Origin of the sequence: Isoptericola halotolerans (assembly GCF_003003075.1) — a bacterium.
In the GTDB taxonomy this organism is placed as follows: Bacteria; Actinomycetota; Actinomycetes; order Actinomycetales; family Cellulomonadaceae; genus Isoptericola; species Isoptericola halotolerans_A.
The window spans coordinates 1-22007 of record NZ_PVTX01000008.1 but is presented as its reverse complement, the minus strand read 5'-3'; the positions used below and the strand labels follow the sequence as shown (position 1 = coordinate 22007).

The 22007-nt window shown below is 72.3% G+C and carries 20 protein-coding genes, 2 tRNA genes and 1 pseudogene; 14 read left to right on the top strand and 9 right to left on the bottom strand.

Annotation, left to right across the window (positions count from 1 at the left end):
- Nucleotides 1–79: 79 nt before the first annotated feature.
- The gene (locus tag BCL65_RS12060) at nucleotides 80–1828 is read right to left on the bottom strand and encodes a glycoside hydrolase family 13 protein (RefSeq protein WP_106268370.1); all 1749 of its coding nucleotides are present in this window, start codon (nucleotides 1826–1828) and stop codon (nucleotides 80–82) included.
- Between the two features lie 139 nt (nucleotides 1829–1967).
- Nucleotides 1968–3038 (bottom strand): LacI family DNA-binding transcriptional regulator, encoded by a 1071-nt coding sequence (locus tag BCL65_RS12055; RefSeq protein ID WP_106268368.1) that lies wholly within the window; start codon nucleotides 3036–3038, stop codon nucleotides 1968–1970.
- A 146-nt stretch (nucleotides 3039–3184) separates the two neighbouring features.
- On the opposite strand from BCL65_RS12055, the gene BCL65_RS12050 reads away from it, so the two are divergent.
- The 10 genes from BCL65_RS12050 (at nucleotide 3185) to BCL65_RS12005 (ending at nucleotide 15015) form a co-directional block, all read left to right on the top strand.
- Complete coding sequence (locus tag BCL65_RS12050; RefSeq protein WP_106268366.1) at nucleotides 3185–4432, top strand: sugar ABC transporter substrate-binding protein; 1248 nt, start codon at nucleotides 3185–3187, stop codon at nucleotides 4430–4432.
- Nucleotides 4433–4499: 67 nt separating this feature from the next.
- Entirely contained in the window at nucleotides 4500–6158 is a 1659-nt protein-coding gene (locus tag BCL65_RS12045) for an ABC transporter permease subunit (protein WP_106268364.1), read from the top strand.
- Nucleotide 6159: 1 nt separating this feature from the next.
- Nucleotides 6160–7074 (top strand): sugar ABC transporter permease, encoded by a 915-nt coding sequence (locus BCL65_RS12040; protein WP_106268362.1) that lies wholly within the window; start codon nucleotides 6160–6162, stop codon nucleotides 7072–7074.
- Between the two features lie 54 nt (nucleotides 7075–7128).
- Nucleotides 7129–7695, top strand: coding sequence for a hypothetical protein (locus BCL65_RS12035; RefSeq protein ID WP_106268360.1), 567 nt, complete (start codon nucleotides 7129–7131; stop codon nucleotides 7693–7695).
- A gap of 53 nt (nucleotides 7696–7748) precedes the next feature.
- Nucleotides 7749–9629 carry a glycoside hydrolase family 13 protein gene (locus tag BCL65_RS12030; protein WP_106268358.1) on the top strand — a complete coding sequence of 627 codons (1881 nt, stop codon included), beginning with the start codon at nucleotides 7749–7751 and terminating at the stop codon, nucleotides 9627–9629.
- Between the two features lie 63 nt (nucleotides 9630–9692).
- Nucleotides 9693–10208 (top strand): mycothiol transferase, encoded by a 516-nt coding sequence (locus tag BCL65_RS12025; RefSeq protein ID WP_106268356.1) that lies wholly within the window; start codon nucleotides 9693–9695, stop codon nucleotides 10206–10208.
- Between the two features lie 28 nt (nucleotides 10209–10236).
- Nucleotides 10237–10980: a metallophosphoesterase family protein gene (locus tag BCL65_RS12020; protein ID WP_106268354.1), complete on the top strand. Its 744-nt coding sequence runs from the start codon at nucleotides 10237–10239 to the stop codon at nucleotides 10978–10980.
- 33 nt (nucleotides 10981–11013) lie between these two features.
- Nucleotides 11014–12345 (top strand): deoxyguanosinetriphosphate triphosphohydrolase, encoded by a 1332-nt coding sequence (locus tag BCL65_RS12015; protein ID WP_106268352.1) that lies wholly within the window; start codon nucleotides 11014–11016, stop codon nucleotides 12343–12345.
- 67 nt (nucleotides 12346–12412) lie between these two features.
- Nucleotides 12413–14371 carry a DNA primase gene (gene dnaG / locus BCL65_RS12010; RefSeq protein WP_106268350.1) on the top strand — a complete coding sequence of 653 codons (1959 nt, stop codon included), beginning with the start codon at nucleotides 12413–12415 and terminating at the stop codon, nucleotides 14369–14371.
- A gap of 77 nt (nucleotides 14372–14448) precedes the next feature.
- Complete coding sequence (locus BCL65_RS12005) at nucleotides 14449–15015, top strand: Dps family protein (protein WP_106268700.1); 567 nt, start codon at nucleotides 14449–14451, stop codon at nucleotides 15013–15015.
- A 12-nt stretch (nucleotides 15016–15027) separates the two neighbouring features.
- On the opposite strand, the gene BCL65_RS12000 is transcribed toward BCL65_RS12005, so the two are convergent.
- The 3 genes from BCL65_RS12000 to BCL65_RS11990 form a co-directional block, all read right to left on the bottom strand.
- Nucleotides 15028–16431, bottom strand: coding sequence for an MFS transporter (locus BCL65_RS12000; RefSeq protein ID WP_181340738.1), 1404 nt, complete (start codon nucleotides 16429–16431; stop codon nucleotides 15028–15030).
- A 178-nt stretch (nucleotides 16432–16609) separates the two neighbouring features.
- Nucleotides 16610–16682 (bottom strand) — tRNA-Asn (locus tag BCL65_RS11995).
- A gap of 75 nt (nucleotides 16683–16757) precedes the next feature.
- Complete coding sequence (locus tag BCL65_RS11990) at nucleotides 16758–17273, bottom strand: hypothetical protein (RefSeq protein ID WP_106268346.1); 516 nt, start codon at nucleotides 17271–17273, stop codon at nucleotides 16758–16760.
- A 49-nt stretch (nucleotides 17274–17322) separates the two neighbouring features.
- Between BCL65_RS11990 and BCL65_RS11985 the strand changes: the two genes are divergently transcribed.
- Together BCL65_RS11985 and BCL65_RS11980 are read left to right on the top strand one after the other, a co-directional pair.
- The gene (locus BCL65_RS11985) at nucleotides 17323–17571 is read left to right on the top strand and encodes a toxin-antitoxin system YwqK family antitoxin (RefSeq protein WP_106268344.1); all 249 of its coding nucleotides are present in this window, start codon (nucleotides 17323–17325) and stop codon (nucleotides 17569–17571) included.
- 83 nt (nucleotides 17572–17654) lie between these two features.
- On the top strand, nucleotides 17655–17828 hold the full coding sequence (locus BCL65_RS11980; RefSeq protein ID WP_106268342.1) for a CsbD family protein: 174 nt from the start codon (nucleotides 17655–17657) through the stop codon (nucleotides 17826–17828).
- 27 nt (nucleotides 17829–17855) lie between these two features.
- Here the strand turns inward: BCL65_RS11980 and BCL65_RS11975 are convergent, their stop codons facing one another.
- The 3 genes from BCL65_RS11975 to BCL65_RS11965 all read right to left on the bottom strand — a co-directional run bounded on the left by BCL65_RS11975 (nucleotide 17856) and on the right by BCL65_RS11965 (nucleotide 19766).
- Nucleotides 17856–19244, bottom strand: coding sequence for a hypothetical protein (locus BCL65_RS11975; RefSeq protein WP_106268340.1), 1389 nt, complete (start codon nucleotides 19242–19244; stop codon nucleotides 17856–17858).
- Nucleotides 19225–19641, bottom strand: a complete 417-nt coding sequence (locus BCL65_RS11970; protein ID WP_106268339.1) for a hypothetical protein — start codon at nucleotides 19639–19641, stop codon at nucleotides 19225–19227. Before BCL65_RS11970 ends, BCL65_RS11975 begins: the two co-directional genes overlap by 20 nt.
- A 51-nt stretch (nucleotides 19642–19692) precedes the next feature.
- Nucleotides 19693–19766: transfer RNA gene (locus BCL65_RS11965), tRNA-Ile, on the bottom strand.
- 104 nt (nucleotides 19767–19870) lie between these two features.
- Here BCL65_RS11965 and def point away from each other — a divergent pair.
- Both def and BCL65_RS11955 read left to right on the top strand, forming a co-directional pair.
- Nucleotides 19871–20356, top strand: a complete 486-nt coding sequence (gene def / locus BCL65_RS11960) for a peptide deformylase (protein ID WP_106268337.1) — start codon at nucleotides 19871–19873, stop codon at nucleotides 20354–20356.
- 160 nt (nucleotides 20357–20516) lie between these two features.
- On the top strand, nucleotides 20517–21017 hold the full coding sequence (locus BCL65_RS11955; RefSeq protein ID WP_106268335.1) for a DUF3145 domain-containing protein: 501 nt from the start codon (nucleotides 20517–20519) through the stop codon (nucleotides 21015–21017).
- Nucleotides 21018–21097: 80 nt separating this feature from the next.
- On the opposite strand, the pseudogene BCL65_RS18005 reads toward BCL65_RS11955, so the two are convergent.
- Nucleotides 21098–22007: pseudogene (locus BCL65_RS18005) on the bottom strand (hypothetical protein); the annotation flags it as partial.

The window sequence follows — 22007 nt, the reverse complement described above, 5'->3', positions numbered from 1 at the left end:
CCGAGGTAGTGGCGCACCACTACCTCGGCGGACGGGCCACTACCTCGCCGGGCGGGCCACTACCTCGCGGGGCGAAGCGTCAGGCGCGCAGCCAGACCGTCGTGTCGGCCGGGATCGCGCCGTCGTCCAGGTCGCCGGACGCCAGGAGCACCTCGGTGCCCGGCAGCGGGACCGGGGTCGAGCCCAGGTTGGCGACGACGGCGACGCCGCGGTTGACGAACGCCACGACGTCCGGGGCGTCGGACCAGGCCTCGAGCCAGGTCAGCCCGCCGTGACCGAGACCCTCGGTGCTGCGGGTCGCCAGCGCCGCCCGGTACAGCTCAAACGTGGAGCCGGCCACGCCGTACTGGACGTCGGCGGCGTAGCGCTCGTAGGACTCCGGCTGGGGCAGCCACGTCTTGCCGGTCGGCCCGAACCCGTACCCCGGGGCGTCGGCCTCCCACGGCAGCGGCACGCGGCAGCCGTCACGGCCGGCCTCGGCGCCTCCCGTGCGGAAGTGTCCGGGGTCCTGCCGCACCTCGTTCGGCAGGGTCGTGTGCTCGGGCAGCCCGAGCTCCTCGCCCTGGTAGAGGTACGCCGAGCCCGGCATGCCGAGCATGAGCAGCGAGGCGGCGCGTGCACGGCGCAGGCCCAGCGCCTCGTCGGGCTGCGGGTCGGTCGCGAAGACGCCGTTGGGCCGCACGCCCACCTCCGGGAGCCCGAGGCGGGTGGCGTGGCGCACCACGTCGTGGTTCGACAGCACCCACGTGGTGGGCGCGCCCACCTCGTCGTTGGCGCGGTACGACGCCGCGATCACCCGGCGCAGCGCGGCGGCGTCCCACGCGGTGGTCAGGAAGGAGAAGTTGAACGCCTGGTGCATCTCGTCCGGGCGCACGTAGCGGGCGAGGCGGGAGAGCGGCTCCACCCAGGCCTCGGCCACGAGGCAGCGGTCGCCGTCGTACTCGGCCAGCACGCGGTGCCAGGACCGGTAGATCTCGTGGACACCGTCCTGGTCGAACATCGGGCCCTGGTTGCCGGCGCCGGTGGAGCCGTCCTCGGGTGCGCCGGGGTCGACCGGCTGGTCGTCCTCGGTGGCGCTGCCCTCGACCATGGAGACGTGGCCGTGCCAGTCCGGCAGGCCGTCGGCCTTGACCATGCCGTGGGCGACGTCGATGCGGAAGCCGTCCACGCCCTTGTCGAGCCAGAACCGCAGCACGTCCTCGAACTCGGCACGGACCTCGGGGTGGTTCCAGTCGAGGTCGGGCTGGGACGCGTCGAACAGGTGCAGGTACCACTGGCCGTCGTCGACCCGCGTCCAGGCGGCGCCGCCGAAGATCGACTGCCAGTTGTTGGGGGGCTCGGTGCCGTCCGGCCCGCGGCCGTCACGGAACATGTAGCGTTCGCGCGCCGCCGAGCCGGGACCGGCGGCCAGCGCCTCCTGGAACCAGGCGTGCTGGTCCGAGGTGTGGTTCGGGACGAGGTCCACGATGACCCGCATGCCGCGGTCGTGGGCGCCGGCGAGCATCGCGTCGAAGTCGGCGAGGGTGCCGAACAGCGGGTCGACGTCGCGGTAGTCGGCGACGTCGTACCCCGCGTCCTTCTGCGGCGACCGGTAGAACGGCGAGAGCCACACGGCGTCGACGCCGAGGGTCTTCAGGTGGTCGAGCCGGGACGTGATGCCGGGGATGTCACCGATGCCGTCGCCGTCGCCGTCGGCGAACGAGCGCGGGTAGACCTGGTAGATCACGGCGTCACGCCACCACTCGCGGGCGGCGTCGGAACCGACGTGCACGGTGCCGTCGGCGGCGAGCGGCGCAGGTGTCGGAGTGGTCGGCTCGGTGGTGGCCATGGGGGTCCTCGAGGAGTCGGCGGTAGGTACGGCGGTCGAGTGTATGCCTTGCTGCAAGGTTTTCAACGCTGGCCGGGAGCACGCCCGGGCGTGTCGCGCTCGCAGACCAGCCTGCGTGGTGGCTGCGAGGGCCGCAAACTCAGGCGCGCGGGGCGACGCCCGTGGAGCCGCGCACCACCAGCTCGGGGGCGAACAGCAGCTCGGTGCGTGGCGCCAGGTCCCCACCGATCTCGGTGAGCAGGGCGCTGACCGCGGCGTGCGCCATCGCCTCGACCGGCTGACGCACGGTCGTCAGCGGGGGGTCGGTGAAGGCGATCAGGGGGGCGTCGTCGTAGCCGACGACCGACACGTCCTGCGGGACGCGCAGGCCGCGGGACCGGGCGGCCCGGACGACGCCCAGCGCCATCAGGTCCGAGCCGCACACGACGGCGGTGTGGTCGGAGGCGAAGAGCTCGGCGGCCGCGGCCTGGCCGCCTTCCAGGGTGTAGAGCGTGCTGGTGACGTGCCGGCGCGCCTCGGTCTCGTCGTCGGCCAGCCCGTGCCGCACGAGCGCGGCCGTGAACGCTGCGACCTTGCGCTGGGCGGGCACGTACCGCTCGGGTCCGATCGCCAGGCCGATCCGGCGGTGGCCGAGCGAGACCAGGTGCTGGACCGCGACGTCGATGCTGGCGGCGTCGTCGGGCGAGACGAACGGGGCGTCGATCCCCGGTGCGTAGCCGTTGACGAGCACGATGGGGATGCCCTGGCCGCGCAGCAGCTCGTAGCGGGTGTGGTCCGCCCGAGTGTCGGCGTGCAGGCCGGAGATGAAGACGATGCCGTCGACCGAGTGGTCCACGAGCGTGGAGACGTACTCGTCCTCCGTGGTGCCGCCGGGGGCCTGGGTGCAGAGCAGCGGCGTGTACCCGCGTTGTGCCAGGATCGACTCGACGGCCTGGGCGAACGCGGGGAAGACGGGGTTGGTGAGCTCGGGCACGACGAGGCCGACGAGGCCGGCCGAGCGACCGCGCAGGGCGGTGGGCCGCTCGTAGCCGAGCACGTCGAGGGCGGCCAGGACCGCCTGCCGGGTCGAGCTGGCGACTCCCGGCTTGCCGTTGAGCACGCGCGAAACCGTTGCCGTGGAGACGCCGGCCTGCTCGGCCAGGTCGCTCAGTCGGGTTCGCACGCCGCCGATCGTAAGTGACAACGGACCTCCTCGTCCTTCGACGACCATCGTGTGGACGCCAGTTCGTACGTTGTGTTGCAGGAACGTTATTGCAAGATCTTGCAAAAGGCGACTGAACCTCCTAGATTCTCCGCCAGCAGGGCCCACCGGCATGCAAGCCGTCGGGCCATCCTTCTGATGCTGGGAGTACCACGATGCGACGGAGCATCCTTCTTGCCTCCGCCCTGGTCACCACCCTCGCCCTGTCGGCGTGCGGCGGGACCGACGACACCGGCGAGGCGCCCGAGGGCACCACCGAGGAGTCGGCCGCCGAGGAGACCGCCGCAGCCGGCGGTGCCCTGACGGTCTGGGTCGACGAGACGCGCCAGGCAGCGGTCGAGGCCGCCGCCGAGGACTTCGAGGCCGAGACGGGCGCCGAGGTCGAGCTCGTCCTGAAGCCCTTCGAGGACATCCGCGCCGACTTCGTGGCGCAGGTCCCCACGGGCGAGGGCCCCGACGTCACCGTCGGCGCCCACGACTGGCTCGGTGAGCTCATCACCAACGGCGTCGTCGCACCCGTCGAGCTCGGCGACAAGGCCGCCGAGTTCGAGGAGGTCGCCGTCCAGGCGTTCACCGCGGACGAGCAGGTCTACGGCCTGCCCTACGCGATCGAGAACGTCGCCCTGATCCGCAACACCGAGCTGGCCGACTCCGCCCCGGCCACGTGGGACGACGCGATCGCCGCCGGGGAGAAGGCCGGGACGAAGTTCCCGTTCCTCATCCAGTCGGACGGCGAGAACGGTGACCCGTACACCTACTACCCGTTCCAGACGTCGTTCGGCGCCCCGGTGTTCGAGCAGAACGCCGACGGGTCGTACTCGCCCGAGCTCGCCATGGGTGGCGACGCCGGCGAGGCCTACGCCCAGTGGCTCGCCGACCAGGGCGAGGCCGGCAACCTGACCATCGACACCTCCTACGACATCGCGGTCGAGGCGTTCGCCAACGGCGAGTCGCCCTTCATCGTGGGCGGGCCGTGGATGCTCGAGCAGTTCGCCGACCTCGACCTGGCGATCGACCCCGTCCCGGCCCCCGGTGACGAGGCCGCCCAGCCGTTCGTGGGCGTGCAGGGCTTCTACGTCAGCTCCCAGAGCGAGAACACGCTGCTCGCCAACGACTTCCTGGTCAACTACCTGTCCACCGAGGAGGCCCAGACGGCGCTCTTCGAGGCGGGTGGCCGCCCGCCGGCCCTGACCGCTGCCGCCGACGCCGCGTCGTCCGACCCGATCGTCGCGGGCTTCCGCGAGGTCGGTGCCGAGGCCGTGCCGATGCCCTCCATCCCCGAGATGGGCTCGGTCTGGGCCTTCTGGGGTGTCACCGAGGCCAGCATCATCTCCGGCAAGGCCGAGCCGGCCGAGGCCTGGGACAAGATGATCTCGGACATCGAGGGAGCCCTCGGCTCCTGACGTACCAGCACCCGACGGGCCGTGGCACCGCGCCACGGCCCGTCGTGCGACCTCGGAAGGCACAGCGATGACCGATCTGCAGCACCCGGGCGCCACGAGCGCCACCGTCGACCGCCCGGACCCGGGCGCCGACGCCGCGACCCCCCCGAAGGCTCCGAGGGAGCGTCGGGTCCGTCCCGACGAGTCCCCGGCCGGCCGCTACGGCCCCGGCTTCCTCGTCAAGCTGGCCCTCATGGCGGTCGTGGACGCCTTCGGCGCCTACGTCGTCTGGTCGGCGTGGGTCGCCGAGTCGTGGGTCGTGCTCGGCGCGATGGTCGCCATGCTCGCGGTGGCCAACTGGGTGTACTTCTCCCGGCGCACCGTGCCGCTGAAGTACGTGCTGCCCGGCCTGATCTTCCTGTTCACCTTCCAGATCTTCACCATCGCGTACACCGGGTGGGTGGCCTTCACGAACTACGGCGACGGCCACAACTCGACCAAGGACGACGCGATCAGCGCGCTGCTGACGCAGAACGAGCGCCGCGTCGAGGGTTCGCCCAGCCTGCCCCTGACGGTCGTCACCGACGGCGACGCCCTCGGTTTCGCCGTCGTCCGGCCCGACGGCACGACGGCGGTGGGCGACGCCGACGACGCGCTCGCCCCCGTCGAGGCGACCGTCACCGAGGGGCGCATCGCCGCCGTCGACGGCTGGGAGGTCCTGGACCGCCAGGAGATCCTCGAGCGGCAGGGCGAGGTCACCAACCTGCGGGTACCCCTCTCCGACGACCCGAACGACGGGTCGGTCCGGACGCAGGACGCCCGCACGGGGTACGTGTTCACCCCGACGCTCGTCTACGACGAGGCCGCCGACACGATGACGGACACCACGACGGGGACCGTCTACACGCCCAACGACGAGGGACAGTTCGAGGCCGCCGACGGCTCCACGCTCCAGGTGGGCTGGCGCGTGTTCGTCGGGTTCGACAACTTCACGACGGCGTTCAGCGACTCCCGGTACGCCGGCCCGTTCTTCCAGGTCGTCGTGTGGACCTTCGTGTTCGCCTTCCTGTCCGTGGCCACCACGTTCCTGCTCGGCATGTTCCTGGCGACGGTGTTCAACGCCCCGCACCTGCGCGGGCGCAAGATCTACCGCACGCTGCTGATCCTGCCGTACGCCATCCCGGGCTTCGTGGCGCCGCTGCTGTGGTCCGGCCTGCTCAACCGCAGCTTCGGGTTCGTCAACCAGGTGCTCCTGGGCGGTGCCGCGGTCCCGTGGCTCACCGACCCGTGGCTGGCGAAGTTCTCGATCATCGCGGTCAACCTGTGGCTCGGGTTCCCCTACATGTTCCTCATCTGCACCGGCGCGCTGCAGTCGCTGCCCACGGACGTGCTGGAGGCCGCGAAGATCGACGGTGCCGGGCGCCTGCGCACCTGGCGGTCGGTGACCATGCCGCTGCTGCTGGTCTCGACCACGCCGCTGCTCATCTCGAGCTTTGCGTTCAACTTCAACAACTTCGCGCTGATCTACATGCTCACCGGGGGAGGTCCGAGGTTCGCCGACGCCTCCGTCCCGTTGGGCCACACCGACATCCTCATCACGATGGTCTACTCGGTGGCCGGGCTCGACGGCTCCGCACCGAAGAACTTCGGTCTCGCCAGCGCGCTGTCCATCGTCATCTTCGTGATCATCGCGACGATCTCGGCCATCGCCTTCAAGCGGACCCGCTCGCTCGAGGAGATCAACTGACATGACCGCCACCACGCTCTCCGAGGGCCGCGCGGCCGATCGCCGCGCACCCGCGCCCGCCCGCCGTCGCAGCGCGGGCCGCTGGTTCGCCGACACCGGCTGGCGGCACGTCGTCGGCGTCGTGTTCATCGTCTACGCCGTCTTCCCGATCGTCTACGTCCTCTCGGCGTCGCTGTCCGCGGGCGGCACGCTGACCGGCTCGAACCAGCTCTTCGACACGATCTCCGGGACGAACTACGCCGCCCTGGCCGACACGGCGTTCTGGTCGTGGTTCGCCAACTCGGTGCAGGTCGCCGTGGTGACGGCGATCGGCACCGTGCTGATGGGTGCCGCCGCGGCGTACGCGTTCAGCCGGTTCCGGTTCCAGGGCCGCCGGGCCGGACTGACGACGCTCCTGATCGTGCAGATGTTCCCGCAGATGCTCGCCTTCGTGGCGATCTTCCTGCTGCTGATCAGCCTGGGCGAGGTGGTGCCTGCCCTCGGCCTCAACTCGAAGGTGGCGCTGGTCTGCGTGTACCTGGGCGGGGCGCTGGGCGTGAACACGTTCCTGATGTACGGGTTCTTCAACACCATCCCGCGCGAGCTGGACGAGGCCGCGAAGATCGACGGCGCCACGCACGCCCAGACCTACTGGACCATCATCCTGCGCCTGGTCACCCCGATCCTGGCCGTCGTGGCGCTGCTGTCGATCATCGCCACCTTCGGCGAGTTCGTCATCGCGCGCGTGCTGCTGCAGTCCGAGTCGAACTGGACCCTCGCCGTCGGTCTCTACTCGTGGGTGTCCAGCCTGCTCGAGGCCAACTGGGGACTCTTCGCCGCAGGCGCGGTGATCTCGACGATCCCGATCCTCGCGCTGTTCATGTTCCTGCAGAAGTACATCGTCGGCGGGCTGACCGCCGGGTCGGTGAAGGGCTGACGAACATCGGGCCGGGCTATGGCGTGGGTCACACCCCGGCCCTAGCCTGAGCACATGACGGATGACACGCGCAGCTTCACCCCGGATCTCGGGCGGCTCACCGACGCCGCCGACGACTCGTTCTCCGTGCGCCGCGCGTACGGGGAGCCCTACGAGCACCAAGGTCACCTCATCATCCCCGTCGCGAAGGTCTGGGGCGGGATCGGCACCGGCTCCGGGGGCGGTGCCGGCACGGGCGCCGGTCACGGCTCCGGGCAGGGGACCGGCACGGGCAAGGGCTCGGGCCACCTCGCCGGATGGTCCCGCTCCTTCCAGCGTGGCACCCGCCCCGAGAGCTCCGGTGCGGGGGACGACGGCGACGGTTCCGACGCCGGCGACGCCTCGGGTGACGCCCAGGGCGAGATCCGTGGCGAGACCCACGGCGAGGGCTCGGGCGAGGGCGGTGGCGGTGGCGGCGGTTACGGTCTCCAGGTCAAGCCGCTCGGCGTCTACGTCGTCTCGGCGGAGGGAGCCCGCTGGCAGCCCGTGCTCGACCTGAACAAGGCGATCCTCGGCGGACAGGCCGTCGGGATCGCGATCGCGCTCGCCGCCGGGTGGGCGATCGGCCGCCGCCGCCGCTGAGCGTCGCGGTCGAACGGCTCGGTCGGCGGCGAGGCCCCGACCGAGAGGATGGCATGACCCACGCTTCCCACCTGCTCGACCTGCCGCACCACGACGGGTCGGCCCTGCACGTGCCCGAGGGCACCCCCGCCGTCGGCGACACCGTGCCCGTCCGGCTCCGCGTGCCCCAGGCATCGGGGGTGCGGGACGTCTGGCTGCGGTCCGTGCGCGACGGCGAGCCTCGCCTCACGCCCGCGCGGCACGACGGCGGCACGGCGGGCGAGGACTACTACGTCGCCGACGTCGTGGTGCACAACCCCGTCACGCCCTACCGGTTCCTCCTCGACGCCCCGGGCGGCTACCGCTGGCTGGACGGTCGTGGCGTGCACGACCGCGACGTCCCGGACGCCGGCAGCTTCCGCCTCACGACGCACGCCCCGGCGCCGGCCTGGCTGGCCGACGGCCCGGTCTACCAGATCTTCCCCGACCGGTTCGCCCGCTCGGGCGAGGCGTCGTCCCGTCCGGTGCCGGACTGGGCCGTCCCGGCCGCCTGGGACGACGAGCCCGCGGGCGACGGGGTGCTGGCCGGCACCCAGCTCTACGGCGGCGACCTCGACGGCATCGTGGCGCACCTCGACCACCTGGCGGACCTCGGGGTCGGCACCGTCTACCTCACCCCGGTGTTCCCCGGCCGGTCCAATCACCGTTACGACGCCTCGACGTTCGACCGCGTGGACCCGCTGCTCGGCGGGGACGCGGCCTACGCCCGGCTCGCGCGTGCGGTCCACGCCCGGGGGATGCGGTTGATGGGGGACATCACCACCAACCACACCGGCGAGGGCCACGAGTGGTTCGCCCGGGCGCTCGCCGACCCCTCCGCCCCGGAGCACGAGATGTACGTGTGGGCGCCGCCGGGCGGGCCGGACGTGGCGACGGCGCCGGACGGGACGGGGTACGCCGCCTGGCTCGGGTTCGGGTCCCTGCCCAAGCTCGACTGGTCCGCGCCGGAGACCTGGCGGCGCATGGTGACGGGCGACGGCGCGCCGATCACCCGGTACCTGCGCGAGCCGTTCGGGCTCGACGGGTGGCGTGTCGACGTGGCCAACATGACCGGCCGGTGGGGGAGCGCGGACCGGGCGCACGCCGTCGCGCGCGAGCTGCGTGCCGCCGTCGTCGGTGCACGCCCCGACGGCGCGCTCGTGGCGGAGCACTTCCACGACGCGACCGCGGACCTCCAGGGCGACGGCTGGCACGCCAACATGAACTACACCGGCTTCACCCGCCCCGCCTGGTCGTGGCTGGCGGTGGACGGCTCGCCGGCCGGCGCCCACGGGCTCCCCGTCGGTGCCGTGCGCCGGCCCGGCCACGCGATGGTGGCCACGATGCGCGAGTTCGACTCGGCGGTGCCGTGGACCGTGACCGCTCGGCAGTGGAACCTGCTCGGCTCGCACGACACGCCGCGGCTGCGCACCGTCGTCGGCTCCGCGGAGGCGGCCGAGGTGGCCGCGACGCTGCTGTTCACCTACCCGGGCACCCCGGTGGTGTTCGCCGGCGACGAGGTCGGCGCCACCGGCGACAACGGCGAGCACGCGCGGACCACCATGGCCTGGGACCAGGGCGCTCGCGGCGGCGGGCCGCGCTGGGACACGGCCACGCTGGACGTCTACCGGCGGCTGTCCGCCGTGCGGCGGGGCTCGTCCGCCCTGCGGGGCGGCGGCATGCGGTGGGCCGTGGTGGCCGACGACGCGGTGGTGTTCCTGCGCGAGTCGACCACCGAGCGCGTGCTCGTCGTCCTGGCGCGCGGCCCGTGGGAGGGCGCCGTGCTGCCGCACCACCTCCTGGCGCCGGGCGCGTCTCCCGAGCGGCTGTACGGCGGCCTCGGCCTGCGTGTCACCACCGACGGCATCGTGGTGCCGGGCGACGGGCCCGGGGTCGCCGTCCACCGGCTCGCCTGATCCGGCCGGACCTGATGCACTCGACCTGAAGCACCCGAGCAGCACCACCGGACGGAGGAACCGATGAACGACGTCGCCGTGCTCCAGGACCTGTACTCCCGGATCGGCCCGACGGTCCGCCGGGGCGTCGAGAGGCTCTCCGACGACGCCCTGACGACGCGCCTCGACCCCGGGGCGAACTCGATCGCCTGGCTCGCCTGGCACCTGGCCCGCGGCCAGGACCTCCAGGTGGCGGCCGCCGTGGGCCGCGGGCAGGTGTGGACCGCGGCGGGTTGGGACGACCGGTTCGGGCTCCCCTTCGCCGCGGACGACTCCGGCTACGGGCACACGCCCGACGACGTCGCGCAGGTCCGGGTGCCGGCGGCGCTGCTGCTGGGCTACGTCGACGACGTGCAGAACGAGTCCCTCGACGTGCTCACCGACCTGAGCGACGCAGACCTGGACACGGTGGTCGACCGGGCGTGGGACCCGCCGGTGACGCTCGGCGCCCGGCTGGTCAGCGTCGCGGTCGACTCCCTGGAGCACGCCGCGCAGATCGCCTACGTGCGCGGCGTGCTCGAGCGCGGCGACCGGACGTAGCCGGCTCGGTCTGTGGCAGCATCGGGGCGTGGCCACCGAGCAGATCGCGATCATCTCCGACGTCCACGGCAACCTCACCGCGCTCGAGGCGGTCCTGACGGACATCGCGGCGCGAGGGATCGAGAGCATCGTCAACCTCGGGGACGACGCCGGCAAGGGTCCGCGTGGCAGCGCCGTCGTCGACCGGCTCGCCGCGGTGTGCGAGGCCGACGTCCGCGGCAACTGGGACGACTTCCTGCCGCAGACCGCCGACGACGGAGCGCCCGAGATGGTGTGGTGGCGCGACGAGCTGCGCCCCGCGCAGCGCGAACGGATCGCCGCCAAGCCCCTGTGCCACGACCTGCTGCTCTCCGGGCGCCGCATCCGGTTGTTCCACGCCTCGGCGACCAGCGTCCACGTCCGGGTGCACGTGGACCACACGCGGGAGGAGTTCGACGGCATGTTCGCCGCCACCGAGCTCACCGGGCCGGGGCCGGAGCCCGTCATGGTCGGCTACGGCGACGTGCACGCGGCCTACCAGCGGACCCGGCGCGGGCGCACGCTGTTCAACACCGGCAGCGTCGGCAACCCGCTCGACGAGCCCACGCCGGCGTACGCGATCCTCGAGGGCGACCCCGACGCCGACGGCCCCGCACCGTTCGGGCTGCAGCACGTCCGCGTGCCCTACGACGTCGACGCGGAGCTGGCCGTCGCACGCGACGTGGGCATGCCGCAGTACGACGCCTGGGAGCGGGAGCTGCGCACCGGCGTCTACCGCCAGCTGGCGCTCTGAGGTCCGTCGGTCCCGCTCGGTAGGCTGACCTGCGTGCAGACGTTCTCGCAGGACGCGTTCGACCCGACCGTCGTCGGGACCGAGCCCCGCCCGGCCCCGGGCGAGGAGGGCACGGCGTCGTACACCGACGCCGACACCGAGCGGTGGGCGGCCGAGCCGGCCAAGTCCAAGCACCGCACACCCTTCGAGCGGGACCGGGCGCGGGTGGTGCACTCCTCGGGGCTGCGCCGCCTCGGCGCCAAGACCCAGGTGCTCACCCCCGGCAGCGACGACTTCGTGCGCACCCGGCTGACGCACTCCCTGGAGGTCGCCCAGGTGGGCCGCGAGATGGGCCGCGCGCTGGGCTGCGACCCGGACCTCGTGGACACCGCCTGCCTGACGCACGACCTCGGCCACCCGCCGTTCGGCCACAACGGCGAGCGGGCGCTCGCGGACATCGCGGCCGGCATCGGCGGGTTCGAGGGCAACGCGCAGACGCTGCGCCTGCTGACGCGGCTCGAGCCCAAGATCATCGCGGACGACGGCGCCCCGCGCGGCCTGAACCTGACCCGCGCCTCGCTGGACGCCAGCGTCAAGTACCCGTGGCGGCTCGGCGAGGGGCCACCGCGCCCCGACGGGCGGTCCACCCACAAGTTCGGCGTGTACCCGGACGACGCCCCGGTGTTCGCGTGGCTGCGCCAAGGGGCGCCGCGCGGGGGAGTGCGGTGCATGGAGGCCCAGGTGATGGACCTGGCCGACGACATCAGCTACTCGGTGCACGACGTCGAGGACGCCGTCGTCGGCGGCCGGGTGGACCTGCGCCTGCTCGACGACGAGGCCGAGCGTGCCCGCGTCGTCGAGCACGTGCGCTCCTGGTACGGCGGTTGGCACGACCCCGACGCGCTGGACGCCGCCCTGTGCCGGCTGCGGGACACCGGCTACCTGGTCACCGACTTCGACGGGTCGCGCGGGTCGCTCGCCGCGCTGAAGGACGCCACCAGCCAGCTCATCGGCCGGTTCAGCGGCGCGGCGCAGCGCGCCACGCGAGACGTCTACGGCGACGGCCCGCTCACCCGGTACTCCGCCCGGCTGGTCGTGCCGGACGAGACGGCCGACGAGATCCTCGCCCTCAAGGGCGTCGCCGTCACCTACGTCATGGCGCCGCGCGAGGCCGAGCCCGTCTACGGGGCGCAGCGCGAGATCGTCGCCGACCTCGTCACGGCGCTCGCGGACCGGGCTCCGGTCGCCCTTGAGCCGGCCTTCGCCGCGGACTGGGCCGAGGCGGCCGACGACGACGCCCGGCTGCGCGTCGTCGTCGACCAGGTGGCCTCGCTCACCGACGTCTCCGCGATGCAGCTGCACGCCCGCCTGGTCCGCAAGCCCTGACGGCGGCACGGGGCGCCTCTGTGCACGGCCGCAGGATGATGCCCTGCCGCGGGCATAGACTCCCTGCGTGGCTGGGCTGATCAAGCGGGAGGACGTCGAGGCGGTACGCGAGCGCGCACGGATCGAGGAGATCGTCTCGGCGCACGTCACCCTCAAGTCCGCCGGCGTCGGCTCGATGAAGGGCCTGTGCCCCTTCCACGACGAGCGCACGCCGTCGTTCCACGTGCGGCCCGGCGTCGGACGCTGGCACTGCTTCGGGTGCGGCGAGGGCGGTGACGTCATCTCGTTCGTGCAGAAGATCGACGGCATGGGCTTCACCGACGCCGTCGAGCACCTCGCCGACCGGGTCGGCGTCCAGCTGCGCTACGAGGACTCGCGCACGGGAGGTGCCGCCCAGCGCGGCCCCCGGGAGGAGCCCGGCCGCCGGCAGCGACTGATCGAGGCCCACCGGGTCGCCGCGGAGTTCTACGCCGACCAGCTCTTCGCCCCCGGCGCGCAGGCGGCACGGGCGTTCCTCGCCGAGCGCAGCTTCGGCCGCGCCGACGCCGAGACGTTCGGCCTGGGGTTCGCCCCCACCGGCTGGGACGCGCTGATGCGGCACCTGCAGGGCCGCGGCTTCACCCAGCCGGAGCTGATCGCGTCCGGCCTCGTGAGCCAGGGCCAGCGCGGCGTCTACGACCGGTTCCGCGGCCGGCTCGTCTGGCCGATCCGCGACGTGACCGGCGCGGTCATCGGGTTCGGAGCGCGCAAGCTCTTCGACGAGGACCAGGGCCCGAAGTACCTGAACACCCCGGAGACCAGCCTCTACAAGAAGGCGCACGTGCTGTACGGCATCGACCTGGCCAAGCGCGCGATCGCGCAGTCCAAGCGCGTGGTCATCGTGGAGGGGTACACCGACGTCATGGCGGCCCACCTGTCCGGCGTCGAGGTCGCCGTGGCCACGTGCGGCACCGCGTTCGGCGGCGACCACGCCAAGGTGGTGCGGCGCCTCCTGGGCGACACCACGGCCGGCGGCGGGCTCCAGCTCGCCTCGGGCGCCTCCCTGGGCGGCGAGATCATCTTCACCTTCGACGGCGACGCGGCCGGGCAGAAGGCGGCGATGCGAGCCTTCGGCGAGGACCAGCGCTTCCACGCCCAGACGTTCGTCGCCGTCGAGCCGAGCGGCATGGACCCCTGCGACCTGCGCATGGCCCGCGGTCCCGAGGCGGTCAAGTCCCTCGTGGACGGCCGCGTGCCGCTGTTCGAGTTCGTCATCCGTACCACGCTGGACGGCTACGACCTGGAGACGGTCGAGGGCCGGGTCGGCGCGCTGCGAGCCGCGGCACCGCTCGTGGCGGGCATCCGCGACCGCTCGATGCAGCTCGGCTACAGCCGGTCGCTGGCGCGCTGGATCGGTCTCGACCCGGACGAGGTCCGCCGCGAGGTGGCCAGCGCCTCCGGACGGCCCGGACCGGCCCGACGGCGGGACGAGCGCGACGTGCGGGGCTCCCGCGACGGGGGGCCGGCGTCGGGCACGGCGCCGGGCCCGGCCGCACCGCTGGTGACCGCGCCGGACCCGCGCGACCCCGTGGCGCGCATCGAGCGACTGGCCCTCGTGGTGGCGCTGCAGTACCCGCAGCACGTCCCCGGCACGTTCGACGGGCTGGACGAGGACGCGTTCGCCACGCCCGCCTGGCGGGCCGTGCACGCGGCGATCCGGGCGGCCGGCGGTGTCGGGACGGGTCGAGGTCTCGGGGGGAGCCGCTGGGTCGAGACGGTGGTGGAGGAGGCGGGTGACGCCGTCGGCCCGCTCGTCACCGAGCTCTCCGTGGCCCCCGTGCCCGAGGACCGGGAGAACGTCATCGCGGCCTACGTGGCCGACGTCGTGCGCAAGGTCATCGACCTGGGCCTGACCCGCCGCATCGCCGACGCCAAGAGCCGCGTCCAGCGGCTCGACCCCGCCGCGGACGCCGACGCCTACCGGTCAGCCTTCGAGCGGCTCGTCGCGATCGAGAAGGAGCGTCGGGAGCTGCGCGACAGCGCGTGAGACCCGTGCGGTCGCGGCGACCGGGACACGTGGGCACGATGGGCGCACCCGACACCGCCCGACAGAAGGAGCTGCTGATGTCTGCTGCCAAGCACGTGCCCACCTACACGGTGCCGTCGCTGACGGCCGAGGACGGCGCGAAGGTCGCCGAGATCCTTCAGGACCGGTTGAACTCGCTCACCGACCTGCACCTGACCCTCAAGCACGTCCACTGGAACGTGGTGGGGCCGCACTTCATCGCGGTGCACGAGATGCTCGACCCGCAGGTGGACGCCGTGCGCCTCATGACGGACGCCACCGCGGAACGGATCGCGACGCTCGGCGCAGAGCCCCTGGGCACGCCGGGAGCGCTCGTGGCGTCGCGGACCTGGGAGGACTACCACCTCGGCCGGGCGACGGCCATCGAGCACCTCGGCGCCCTCGACGAGGTGTACCAGGGCGTCATCACTGCCCACCGAGAGGCCGCGAAGGCGACCGAGGAGCTCGACGACGTCACCAACGACATGCTGATCGGCCACCTGGGCGAGCTCGAGCAGTTCCACTGGTTCGTGCGGGCGCACCTCGAGTCGGCCACCGGCAAGCTGTCGACGGAGGGAGAGACCTCCGAGCTCGGTGCGGCGCGCGCCGCCCGTGAGGCGGGCTGACCTCCCGACGCCCTACGCCGCGCGGGTCGGAGCGGCCGCGTCCGCCGCCGCACCCGCGCGGCGTTCGCGCGCCTGCCGGCGGTCCGTGGGCATGAGGGTGGCCAGGACCACGAGGACCGCGGCGCACACCGCGAGCAGGATGAAGACGACGTGCATCGCGGACATGAGCCCGGGCCCCTCCGGGACGCCGTCGGCCCCCACCGTGGTGCGGGAGTTGACGATCGCGCCGCACACCGCGACGCCGACGGCGGAGCCCAGGGACCGGGCGAACATGTTGGTCCCCGTCACCGCCCCACGCTCGGAGAACGACGCCGACGACTGGGCGGCGATGAGCGTCGGCACGGCGGTGAGCCCCATCCCCACGCCGACGAGGAAGCACACGCCGGCGACGGCGACGACCGCCGTCGAGGCACCGAGCAGCAGGGCGAGCGCGAGCCCGGTGAGCACCAGCGACGAGCCGATCATCGCCGTCAGCCGGAAGCCGATGCGCAGGTAGACGCTGCCCGCGTTGGTGGCGGCCAGCGGCCACCCGACCATCATCGCCGCCAGCGTGAAGCCGGCGACCAGCGGTCCGACGCCGAGCACGCCCTGCGCGTAGATCGGGATGTAGGTGGACAGGGCCAGCACGATGACGCCGACCATCAGCGAGACGGCGGACGGGACGGCGACGACGCGCCGGCGCAGGATGGACAGGTCCACGATGGGGTGCCGCGCGCGGCGGACCCGCAGGACGAACCCGGTCAGCAGACCGGCGGAACCGGCGAAGATCGCCACCGATGCGGGGGAGTCCCACGGCCACGCGCTGCCGCCCTCGAGCAGGCCGAGGAGCAGGAGGGTGCTGCCGCTCGCCAGCAGTGCCGCACCGAGGTAGTCGATGGGTTCGCGGGCGCCCTCGCGAGGCGACTCGTGGTAGCGACGCACCAGCATCCAGGCGGCGAACGCGCACAACGGGATGTTGACGAAGAAGATCCAGCGCCAGCTCACGAACTCGGAGAACACCCCACCGAGCGTGGGACCGACGACCGACGAGATCGCCCACACCGACGCGAGGTATCCCTGGGTCTTGGCCCGCTCCTCGAGCGTGTAGATGTCCGACGCGATGGTGAGCGACGCCGGCATGACGGCACCCGCACCGAGCCCCTGGAGGACGCGTCCCACGATGAGCGCGCCCATCGACCAGGCCGCACCACAGAGGACGGAGCCGAGGAAGAACAGCGCGACACCGGCCAGCATCATGCGCTTGCGGCCGAGGACGTCCGCCAGGCGGCCGGACAGCGGCGTCCCGACCGCCTGGGCGAGGAGATAGGTGGAGAAGAGCCACGGGAGCTGCTCGAACCCGCCCAGGTCCCGCGCGATGGTCGCCGACGCGGTGGCGATGATCGTCGCGTCCAGGGCGACCAGCGCCGTGGAGAGCATGAGGGCGAGGAGGATCGGTCCGCGCTCGGAACGGAGTCCGACAGAGGTGTTGGTGGCCACGTCACTGGCAAGTGCCGGACGGTGGTGCCGTATTCCGCGGGGGAGAGGTCGGCGCCGGGATGTGCTCCCACAGCAGAGGCCCTGTCACCCGTTGCGGGTGACAGGGCCTCTCTTCGTGCTCCCGCGACTGGACTTGAACCAGTGACCGTCCGATTAACAGTCGGATGCTCTGCCAGCTGAGCTACGCGGGATCGCGTGGTCCGAGTCGATGATCGTCCTGGTGGACGTTCCTGCCGACCGGCGAACCGGAAAAAACAATACCAGGTTCACAGGGGTAGTCCGCACGCCCCGCGGAGGTTGGACTCGGTGGCGTTCACCACGTCGGCGACGTCCGGACGGGCCAGGTCCACGCCCTCCTCGGCGAGCGCCTGAGAGAACAGCGAGCCGTCGAGGCGACGGCGTACCGCGACCCGCACGCGGCCGCCGGGCACGTCGACCGTCTCGGCCAGCAGCACGGACCACAGGACGCGCTCGTGCAGCGCGGCGGGGAGGTTCGTCGCGGTGGGGTCGGTCAGACGCAGGTGCAGGTCGGGTTCGGCGTCGACCCACTCGACCGTCAGCACCGACCGCTCCGGGTCGAACGCCGCGCGGTCGACGTCGCACCACGGGCGGCGCAGCGCCAGCCGGGGTGCGACGTCGTCCGTGAGCACCGCCAGGCCGGCCGTCGTGGCGACGGCGTGTCCGCCGTCGGCGAGCTCGGCCGCCGCCAGGTGGCGTTCGCCGCCCGCGAGAGGGACGGCGCGGCGGGCGGCGGGGGTGAGCTGACGTCGGCGCGAGAACATGAGGCCACGCTAGCGCTCGGGCGGGGTCGACCTGCGGCACGATGGACCCATGGCACCGCAACATTCCGGGGACAAGGATGCGCCGGGACTCGTCGAGCACACCGAGTACCACCGCGACGGCAGCGTCCGGGGCACCGGCCAGTTCCTGGACGGCGAGCTCCACGGCTACTGGGAGTGGTTCCGCGTGGACGGGACGCGGATGCGCTCCGGGCACTTCGACCACGGCCGCAAGGTGGGGGAGTGGACCACCTACGACCGCGGCGGCGAGGTCTACAAGGTCACGACGATGAACTCGTAAGGCCGGGCCGGGCCCGGCCCGGCCCGGGTGCGTCGTGCGCCGCACGCTCGTATGGTCGGAGCCCCCGACGAAGGAGGTCGCTCATGGGAATCGGCGACAAGGCCAAGCACGCGGCGGAAGAAGCCGCCGGCAAGATCAAGGAAGGCGCCGGCAAGGCGTCGGACGACGAGCAGCTGCAGGCCGAGGGCGAGGCCGACCAGTCCAAGGCCAACCTCAAGCAGGCCGGCGACGACGTCCGGGACGCCTTCAGGAAGTAGTGGCGACCGGAGTGCTCATGACGCGTGTCAGTGGGCACGCGTCGTGAGCGCCTCCGTCGGGAAGCCCGCGACGACGTAGTCCCACACCGCCTTGGCCTCGTCCAGCACGAACTTGGGCTGCTGCTCGAGGACGAGCAGGGAGGGCAGCGTCCACCAGCGGATCGCCTTGGTTCCGGCGGCAGGGTTGGCCGTGTACATGATCCGGTGATAGCCGTCGACGTGCGTCAGCCCGAAGTAGTGCCCGAGCTCGTGGGCGAGGACGTACTCGTAGATGAGATCGGGAACCCGGTCACGGACGGAAACACCCGACGTGAAGCTCCCGGGGAACGGGGTGCCGTCGACGCCGGTGGCGTCGTCGAGGTGTGCACTCAGCCCGATGAGCGACCCCTCGTACGCGAAGACCGTCCCGGCGTGCGGCGTCGGCAGGTCCTGACGCGCACCCACCGGGTCGACGCGCTCGTTGACCCGGCCCAGCACGTCGATGTCGTAGTCGTCCTGGCCGGCGGTGAGGACGACGTAGGCCGGGTCGGTGACCTCGCGCTCGTCCACCGTGAAGCGATAGATGAGTCCCAGCTCGCGCGACCGTTCGGCGCAGACGGAGAGCTTGTGCCGCAGGGTGCTCTCGCTCATCGGGTAGATGCGGAAGCTGCGGCCACCGCGATCCCGCAGGTAGGCGTCGACCTGACCCTCGTCGGCCCCGACGACCTGCGGCCGCCCGCGCTTCCAGAAGTCCTCGCTGTCGTACCCGGCGAGCACGCGGACGTCGATGTCCAGCGACGGGTCCTCGTGCCAGCGCACCAGCTCCGGCACGCCGCTGTCGGGTCCGATGCGGTCGGAGCGGACGAAGGTCCGCGTGGCGCGGCCCTGGAGGCGCAGCCCGAACGCCCCGTGGTCGACGCCCGTGGCGCGGCGAGCCGCGGCGAGCGCCTCGGGGTCCCGGGCGAACCGGCGGGCCAGCAGTCCGCGGACGTGGTCACGGAGCTGCGACTCCTGGATCTCCTCGCGCACGAAGTCGACGGTGTCCACCAGGAAGACCACCCGCAGCAGCCCGAGGACGGCCACGATCACGCCACCCACGATCGACACCAGGCCGTCCCACACGCGCTCCCAGTCCCAGGTGAAGATCCCCGCGACGACGTCCCACAGACCGGTCAGGACCGCCACCACCAGGTCGACGACGATGGCGATCACGGTGCACACGGTGCGGGTCACCCACCGCCCCACGGTGACCAGGGCCCAGCGGACGACCTTGACCACCACCGTCACCAGCCAGCAGAAGAGCTTGTTCAGGCAGAGGGTCCACCAGTTGCACTCCTCCTCGCGGCACCGTTCCTCCTGCCGCTCCTCCCACTCCTCGATCGGACGGGAGACCTCTTCCTCGATCCACTCGTCGATGTCACGGCAGATCTCTGCCATCGAGCTCACCTCGACCGGTCAGGGCGCCGAGCCGCCGCAGCTCGGAGCGGAGTCGGGCCCGGCTCGCGGCGAGGCCGGCCAGCTTGCCGCCCACGGCGGCGGTGAGCAGGAGCAGGATCGACCCGAGGACGCCGGGTCGGGTGACGTCCGTGGCGACCGGCACCAGCCAGAGCGCGAGGGCCGTCAGGGCCAGCAGGCTCTCGCCCCACCGGCACCCGCAGTCGTTGGTGGTGCGCCGGATCCGGTGCGCGGCCACGGCCGCCTCGTCAGCGGTCAGCACATGCAGGTGGACCTTGACGTCGTCGACGCGCTGCCGGCCCAACCAGCGGGCGTTCTCCCGCAGCTCGGCGAGGTCGATGGTGTCGTCGAGGACGAGCACGGAGCGTGCGATGTCCATACCCCGAGGGAGCCTCAGCAGCGCGCTCCTGATACCACGGTGGCGGCGTCGTGCCCCGTGCGGGACTTGAACCCGCGACCGATCGATTATGAGTCGACTGCTCTGACCAGCTGAGCTAACAGGGCGCGGCGCGAGCCTACCGGAACGGGCCCGACCCGCCGGTGCGAGGTGCCGCCGTCGGGCGCCGGCGTGCCCTGGGCCACGGCGTTGACATGGAAGAATGGCGCCCATGGCGATGCGAGAGATCCGGGTGGTGCCCGACCCCGTGCTGCGCACGGCGTGCGACGAGATCACGACGATCGACGACCGGGTCCGTGGGCTCGTCGACGACCTCCTCGAGACCGTCGACGCCGACGGGCGCGCCGGCTTGGCCGCCAACCAGATCGGTGTGAACCTGCGGGCGTTCTCCTGGAACGTGGACGACGAGATCGGTTATGTGCTCAACCCGCGGATCGTCGCCCTGTCGGAGGAGACGCAGGACGGCGACGAAGGCTGCCTGTCGGTGCCTGGCCTGTACTACCCGACCGAGCGCGCCTGGTACGCCCGGGTCGAGGGGATCGACCTGGACGGTGAGCCTGTCGTGGTCGAGGGGACCGAGCTCATGGCCCGCTGCCTGCAGCACGAGTGCGACCACCTCGACGGCAAGCTGTACCTGGACCGTCTCGAGCGCGGCACGCGGAAGAAGGCCATGCGGGAGCTGCGCGAGCGCCTCTGAGGTGCCTCAAATGTCTGGATTCCCCTCGCACCGACGGGGACCGTCCGGCAGACTGTGACCCAGAACGCAATGCGACACGCCGGTGCAACGCGCTGACCAGGAACTTCATGGTGGTCGAGGACGTAGGGGAAGACGGACCTCGAAACCCAGGGAGGACAAGATGGCTGGCGCAATCACTCGTGGCGTGCTGTTCGTGCACTCTGCGCCACGCGCGCTCTGCCCCCACCTCGAGTGGGCGGCAGGCAACGTGCTGGGCGGAGAGGTGTCGCTCGACTGGTCACCCCAGCCGGCGGCGAGGGGGCTCTACCGTGCTGAGTACCCCTGGCAGGGCACTCAGGGGACGGGTGCCCGGCTGGCCTCTGCCCTGCGGGGGTGGGACCACCTCCGCTACGAGGTGACCGAGGACGCCAGCCATGGTGCCGACGGCGCCCGGTGGTCGCACACACCGGACCTCGGCCTGTTCCACGCCATGACGGACGTGCACGGCAACGTCGTCGTACCGGAAGACCGTGTCCGGAACGCGATGGAGTCCATCCACGACCCCCACGCCCTGCGCGCCGCGATGGACCTGGTGCTGGGCAGTGCGTGGGACGACGAGCTCGAGGCCTTCCGCTACGCGGGCGCCGGGGCGCCGGTTCGCTGGTTGCACCGCGTCGGCTGATGGGTTGACCATCCCGCCACACGCACGAAGACCCGGCGCGAGATGTCTCGCGCCGGGTCTTCGTGCGTCGTGCCGAGCGATCAGACCTCGCTGATCACCGACTGCGGACGCCGTCGGGACACCCGCAGCGCGACCGCGCCTGCACCCGTCAGGAGGAAGGCGAGCGCAAGGTACGTCGCGATCTCCGAACCGGTGCGGGGCAGCGTGCCGCCGCCACCGCTCATGGTGGGCGAGCCGCCGGTGGCGGTGCCGTCGTCGCCGCCGTCACCGCCACCGTCACTGCCGCCGACCTGGCCGGTCGTCGTCAGGTAGACCTCGAACGAGGCGACGACCGAGTCGCCGACGTCGACGCTCGTGGCGGTCCCGGTGTGCGGGCCCACCTCGAAGTCGGCCGGGACGACGAAGGTCCAGCTGACGGTGCCGTCGTCGTCGGCGGTCTGAACCGTGAGGTTGAGCGGCTCGGAGTTGATCCGTGCCTGGACCTCCTCGCCGGGCTCGAAGCCCGAGGCGGTGAAGACCTGCTCCTCGCCACGCTGGACCTGGTCCTTCGAGAACTCCGCCGCCAGCTCGCGGTCTGCCCCGTCGCCGGCGCCGTCGGTCTCGATGACGAGGTCGTCCTCCGCCGAGTTCTCGTTCTCGTCGCTGGCCTCCACGACGTAGTCGCCGGCCTCGGCGTCGTCCGGCACCGTGATCGGGGTGGTGAAGTCCCCGTTCTCGTCGGTCTCGACCTCGACCGTGACGACGACGTCGCCGTCCGGATCGACGAGCTCGACCGTCACGGTCGTGTTCGGCGGCCACTGCTCGCCGTCGACCGTCACGTCGTCGCCGGGCCCGGCAGTGTCGGGCTCGACGGTGATGGTCTCCTCGCCGGGCTCCTCACCGCCCAGGCCGCCATCGATGGTCAGGGGTGCGTCTGCTTCCTGACCGGTGGTGTCGTCGATGCCCGCGGCGGTGTAGTCACCTTCGGGGGTGCCGTCGGGGATGGTGACG

Bases quoted from the DNA above. Each gene is read 5' to 3' on its own strand.
- BCL65_RS12060 (WP_106268370.1), bottom strand. From the start codon at position 1,828: ATGGCCACCACCGAGCCGACCACTCCGACACCTGCGCCGCTCGCCGCC.
- BCL65_RS12055 (WP_106268368.1), bottom strand. From the start codon at position 3,038: ATGGTCGTCGAAGGACGAGGAGGTCCGTTGTCACTTACGATCGGCGGC.
- BCL65_RS12050 (WP_106268366.1), top strand. From the start codon at position 3,185: ATGCGACGGAGCATCCTTCTTGCCTCCGCCCTGGTCACCACCCTCGCC.
- BCL65_RS12045 (WP_106268364.1), top strand. From the start codon at position 4,500: ATGACCGATCTGCAGCACCCGGGCGCCACGAGCGCCACCGTCGACCGC.
- BCL65_RS12040 (WP_106268362.1), top strand. From the start codon at position 6,160: ATGACCGCCACCACGCTCTCCGAGGGCCGCGCGGCCGATCGCCGCGCA.
- BCL65_RS12035 (WP_106268360.1), top strand. From the start codon at position 7,129: ATGACGGATGACACGCGCAGCTTCACCCCGGATCTCGGGCGGCTCACC.
- BCL65_RS12030 (WP_106268358.1), top strand. From the start codon at position 7,749: ATGACCCACGCTTCCCACCTGCTCGACCTGCCGCACCACGACGGGTCG.
- BCL65_RS12025 (WP_106268356.1), top strand. From the start codon at position 9,693: ATGAACGACGTCGCCGTGCTCCAGGACCTGTACTCCCGGATCGGCCCG.
- BCL65_RS12005 (WP_106268700.1), top strand. From the start codon at position 14,449: ATGTCTGCTGCCAAGCACGTGCCCACCTACACGGTGCCGTCGCTGACG.
- BCL65_RS12000 (WP_181340738.1), bottom strand. From the start codon at position 16,431: ATGCTCTCCACGGCGCTGGTCGCCCTGGACGCGACGATCATCGCCACC.
- BCL65_RS11990 (WP_106268346.1), bottom strand. From the start codon at position 17,273: ATGTTCTCGCGCCGACGTCAGCTCACCCCCGCCGCCCGCCGCGCCGTC.
- BCL65_RS11985 (WP_106268344.1), top strand. From the start codon at position 17,323: ATGGCACCGCAACATTCCGGGGACAAGGATGCGCCGGGACTCGTCGAG.
- BCL65_RS11980 (WP_106268342.1), top strand. From the start codon at position 17,655: ATGGGAATCGGCGACAAGGCCAAGCACGCGGCGGAAGAAGCCGCCGGC.
- BCL65_RS11975 (WP_106268340.1), bottom strand. From the start codon at position 19,244: ATGGCAGAGATCTGCCGTGACATCGACGAGTGGATCGAGGAAGAGGTC.
- BCL65_RS11970 (WP_106268339.1), bottom strand. From the start codon at position 19,641: ATGGACATCGCACGCTCCGTGCTCGTCCTCGACGACACCATCGACCTC.
- def (WP_106268337.1), top strand. From the start codon at position 19,871: ATGGCGATGCGAGAGATCCGGGTGGTGCCCGACCCCGTGCTGCGCACG.
- BCL65_RS11955 (WP_106268335.1), top strand. From the start codon at position 20,517: ATGGCTGGCGCAATCACTCGTGGCGTGCTGTTCGTGCACTCTGCGCCA.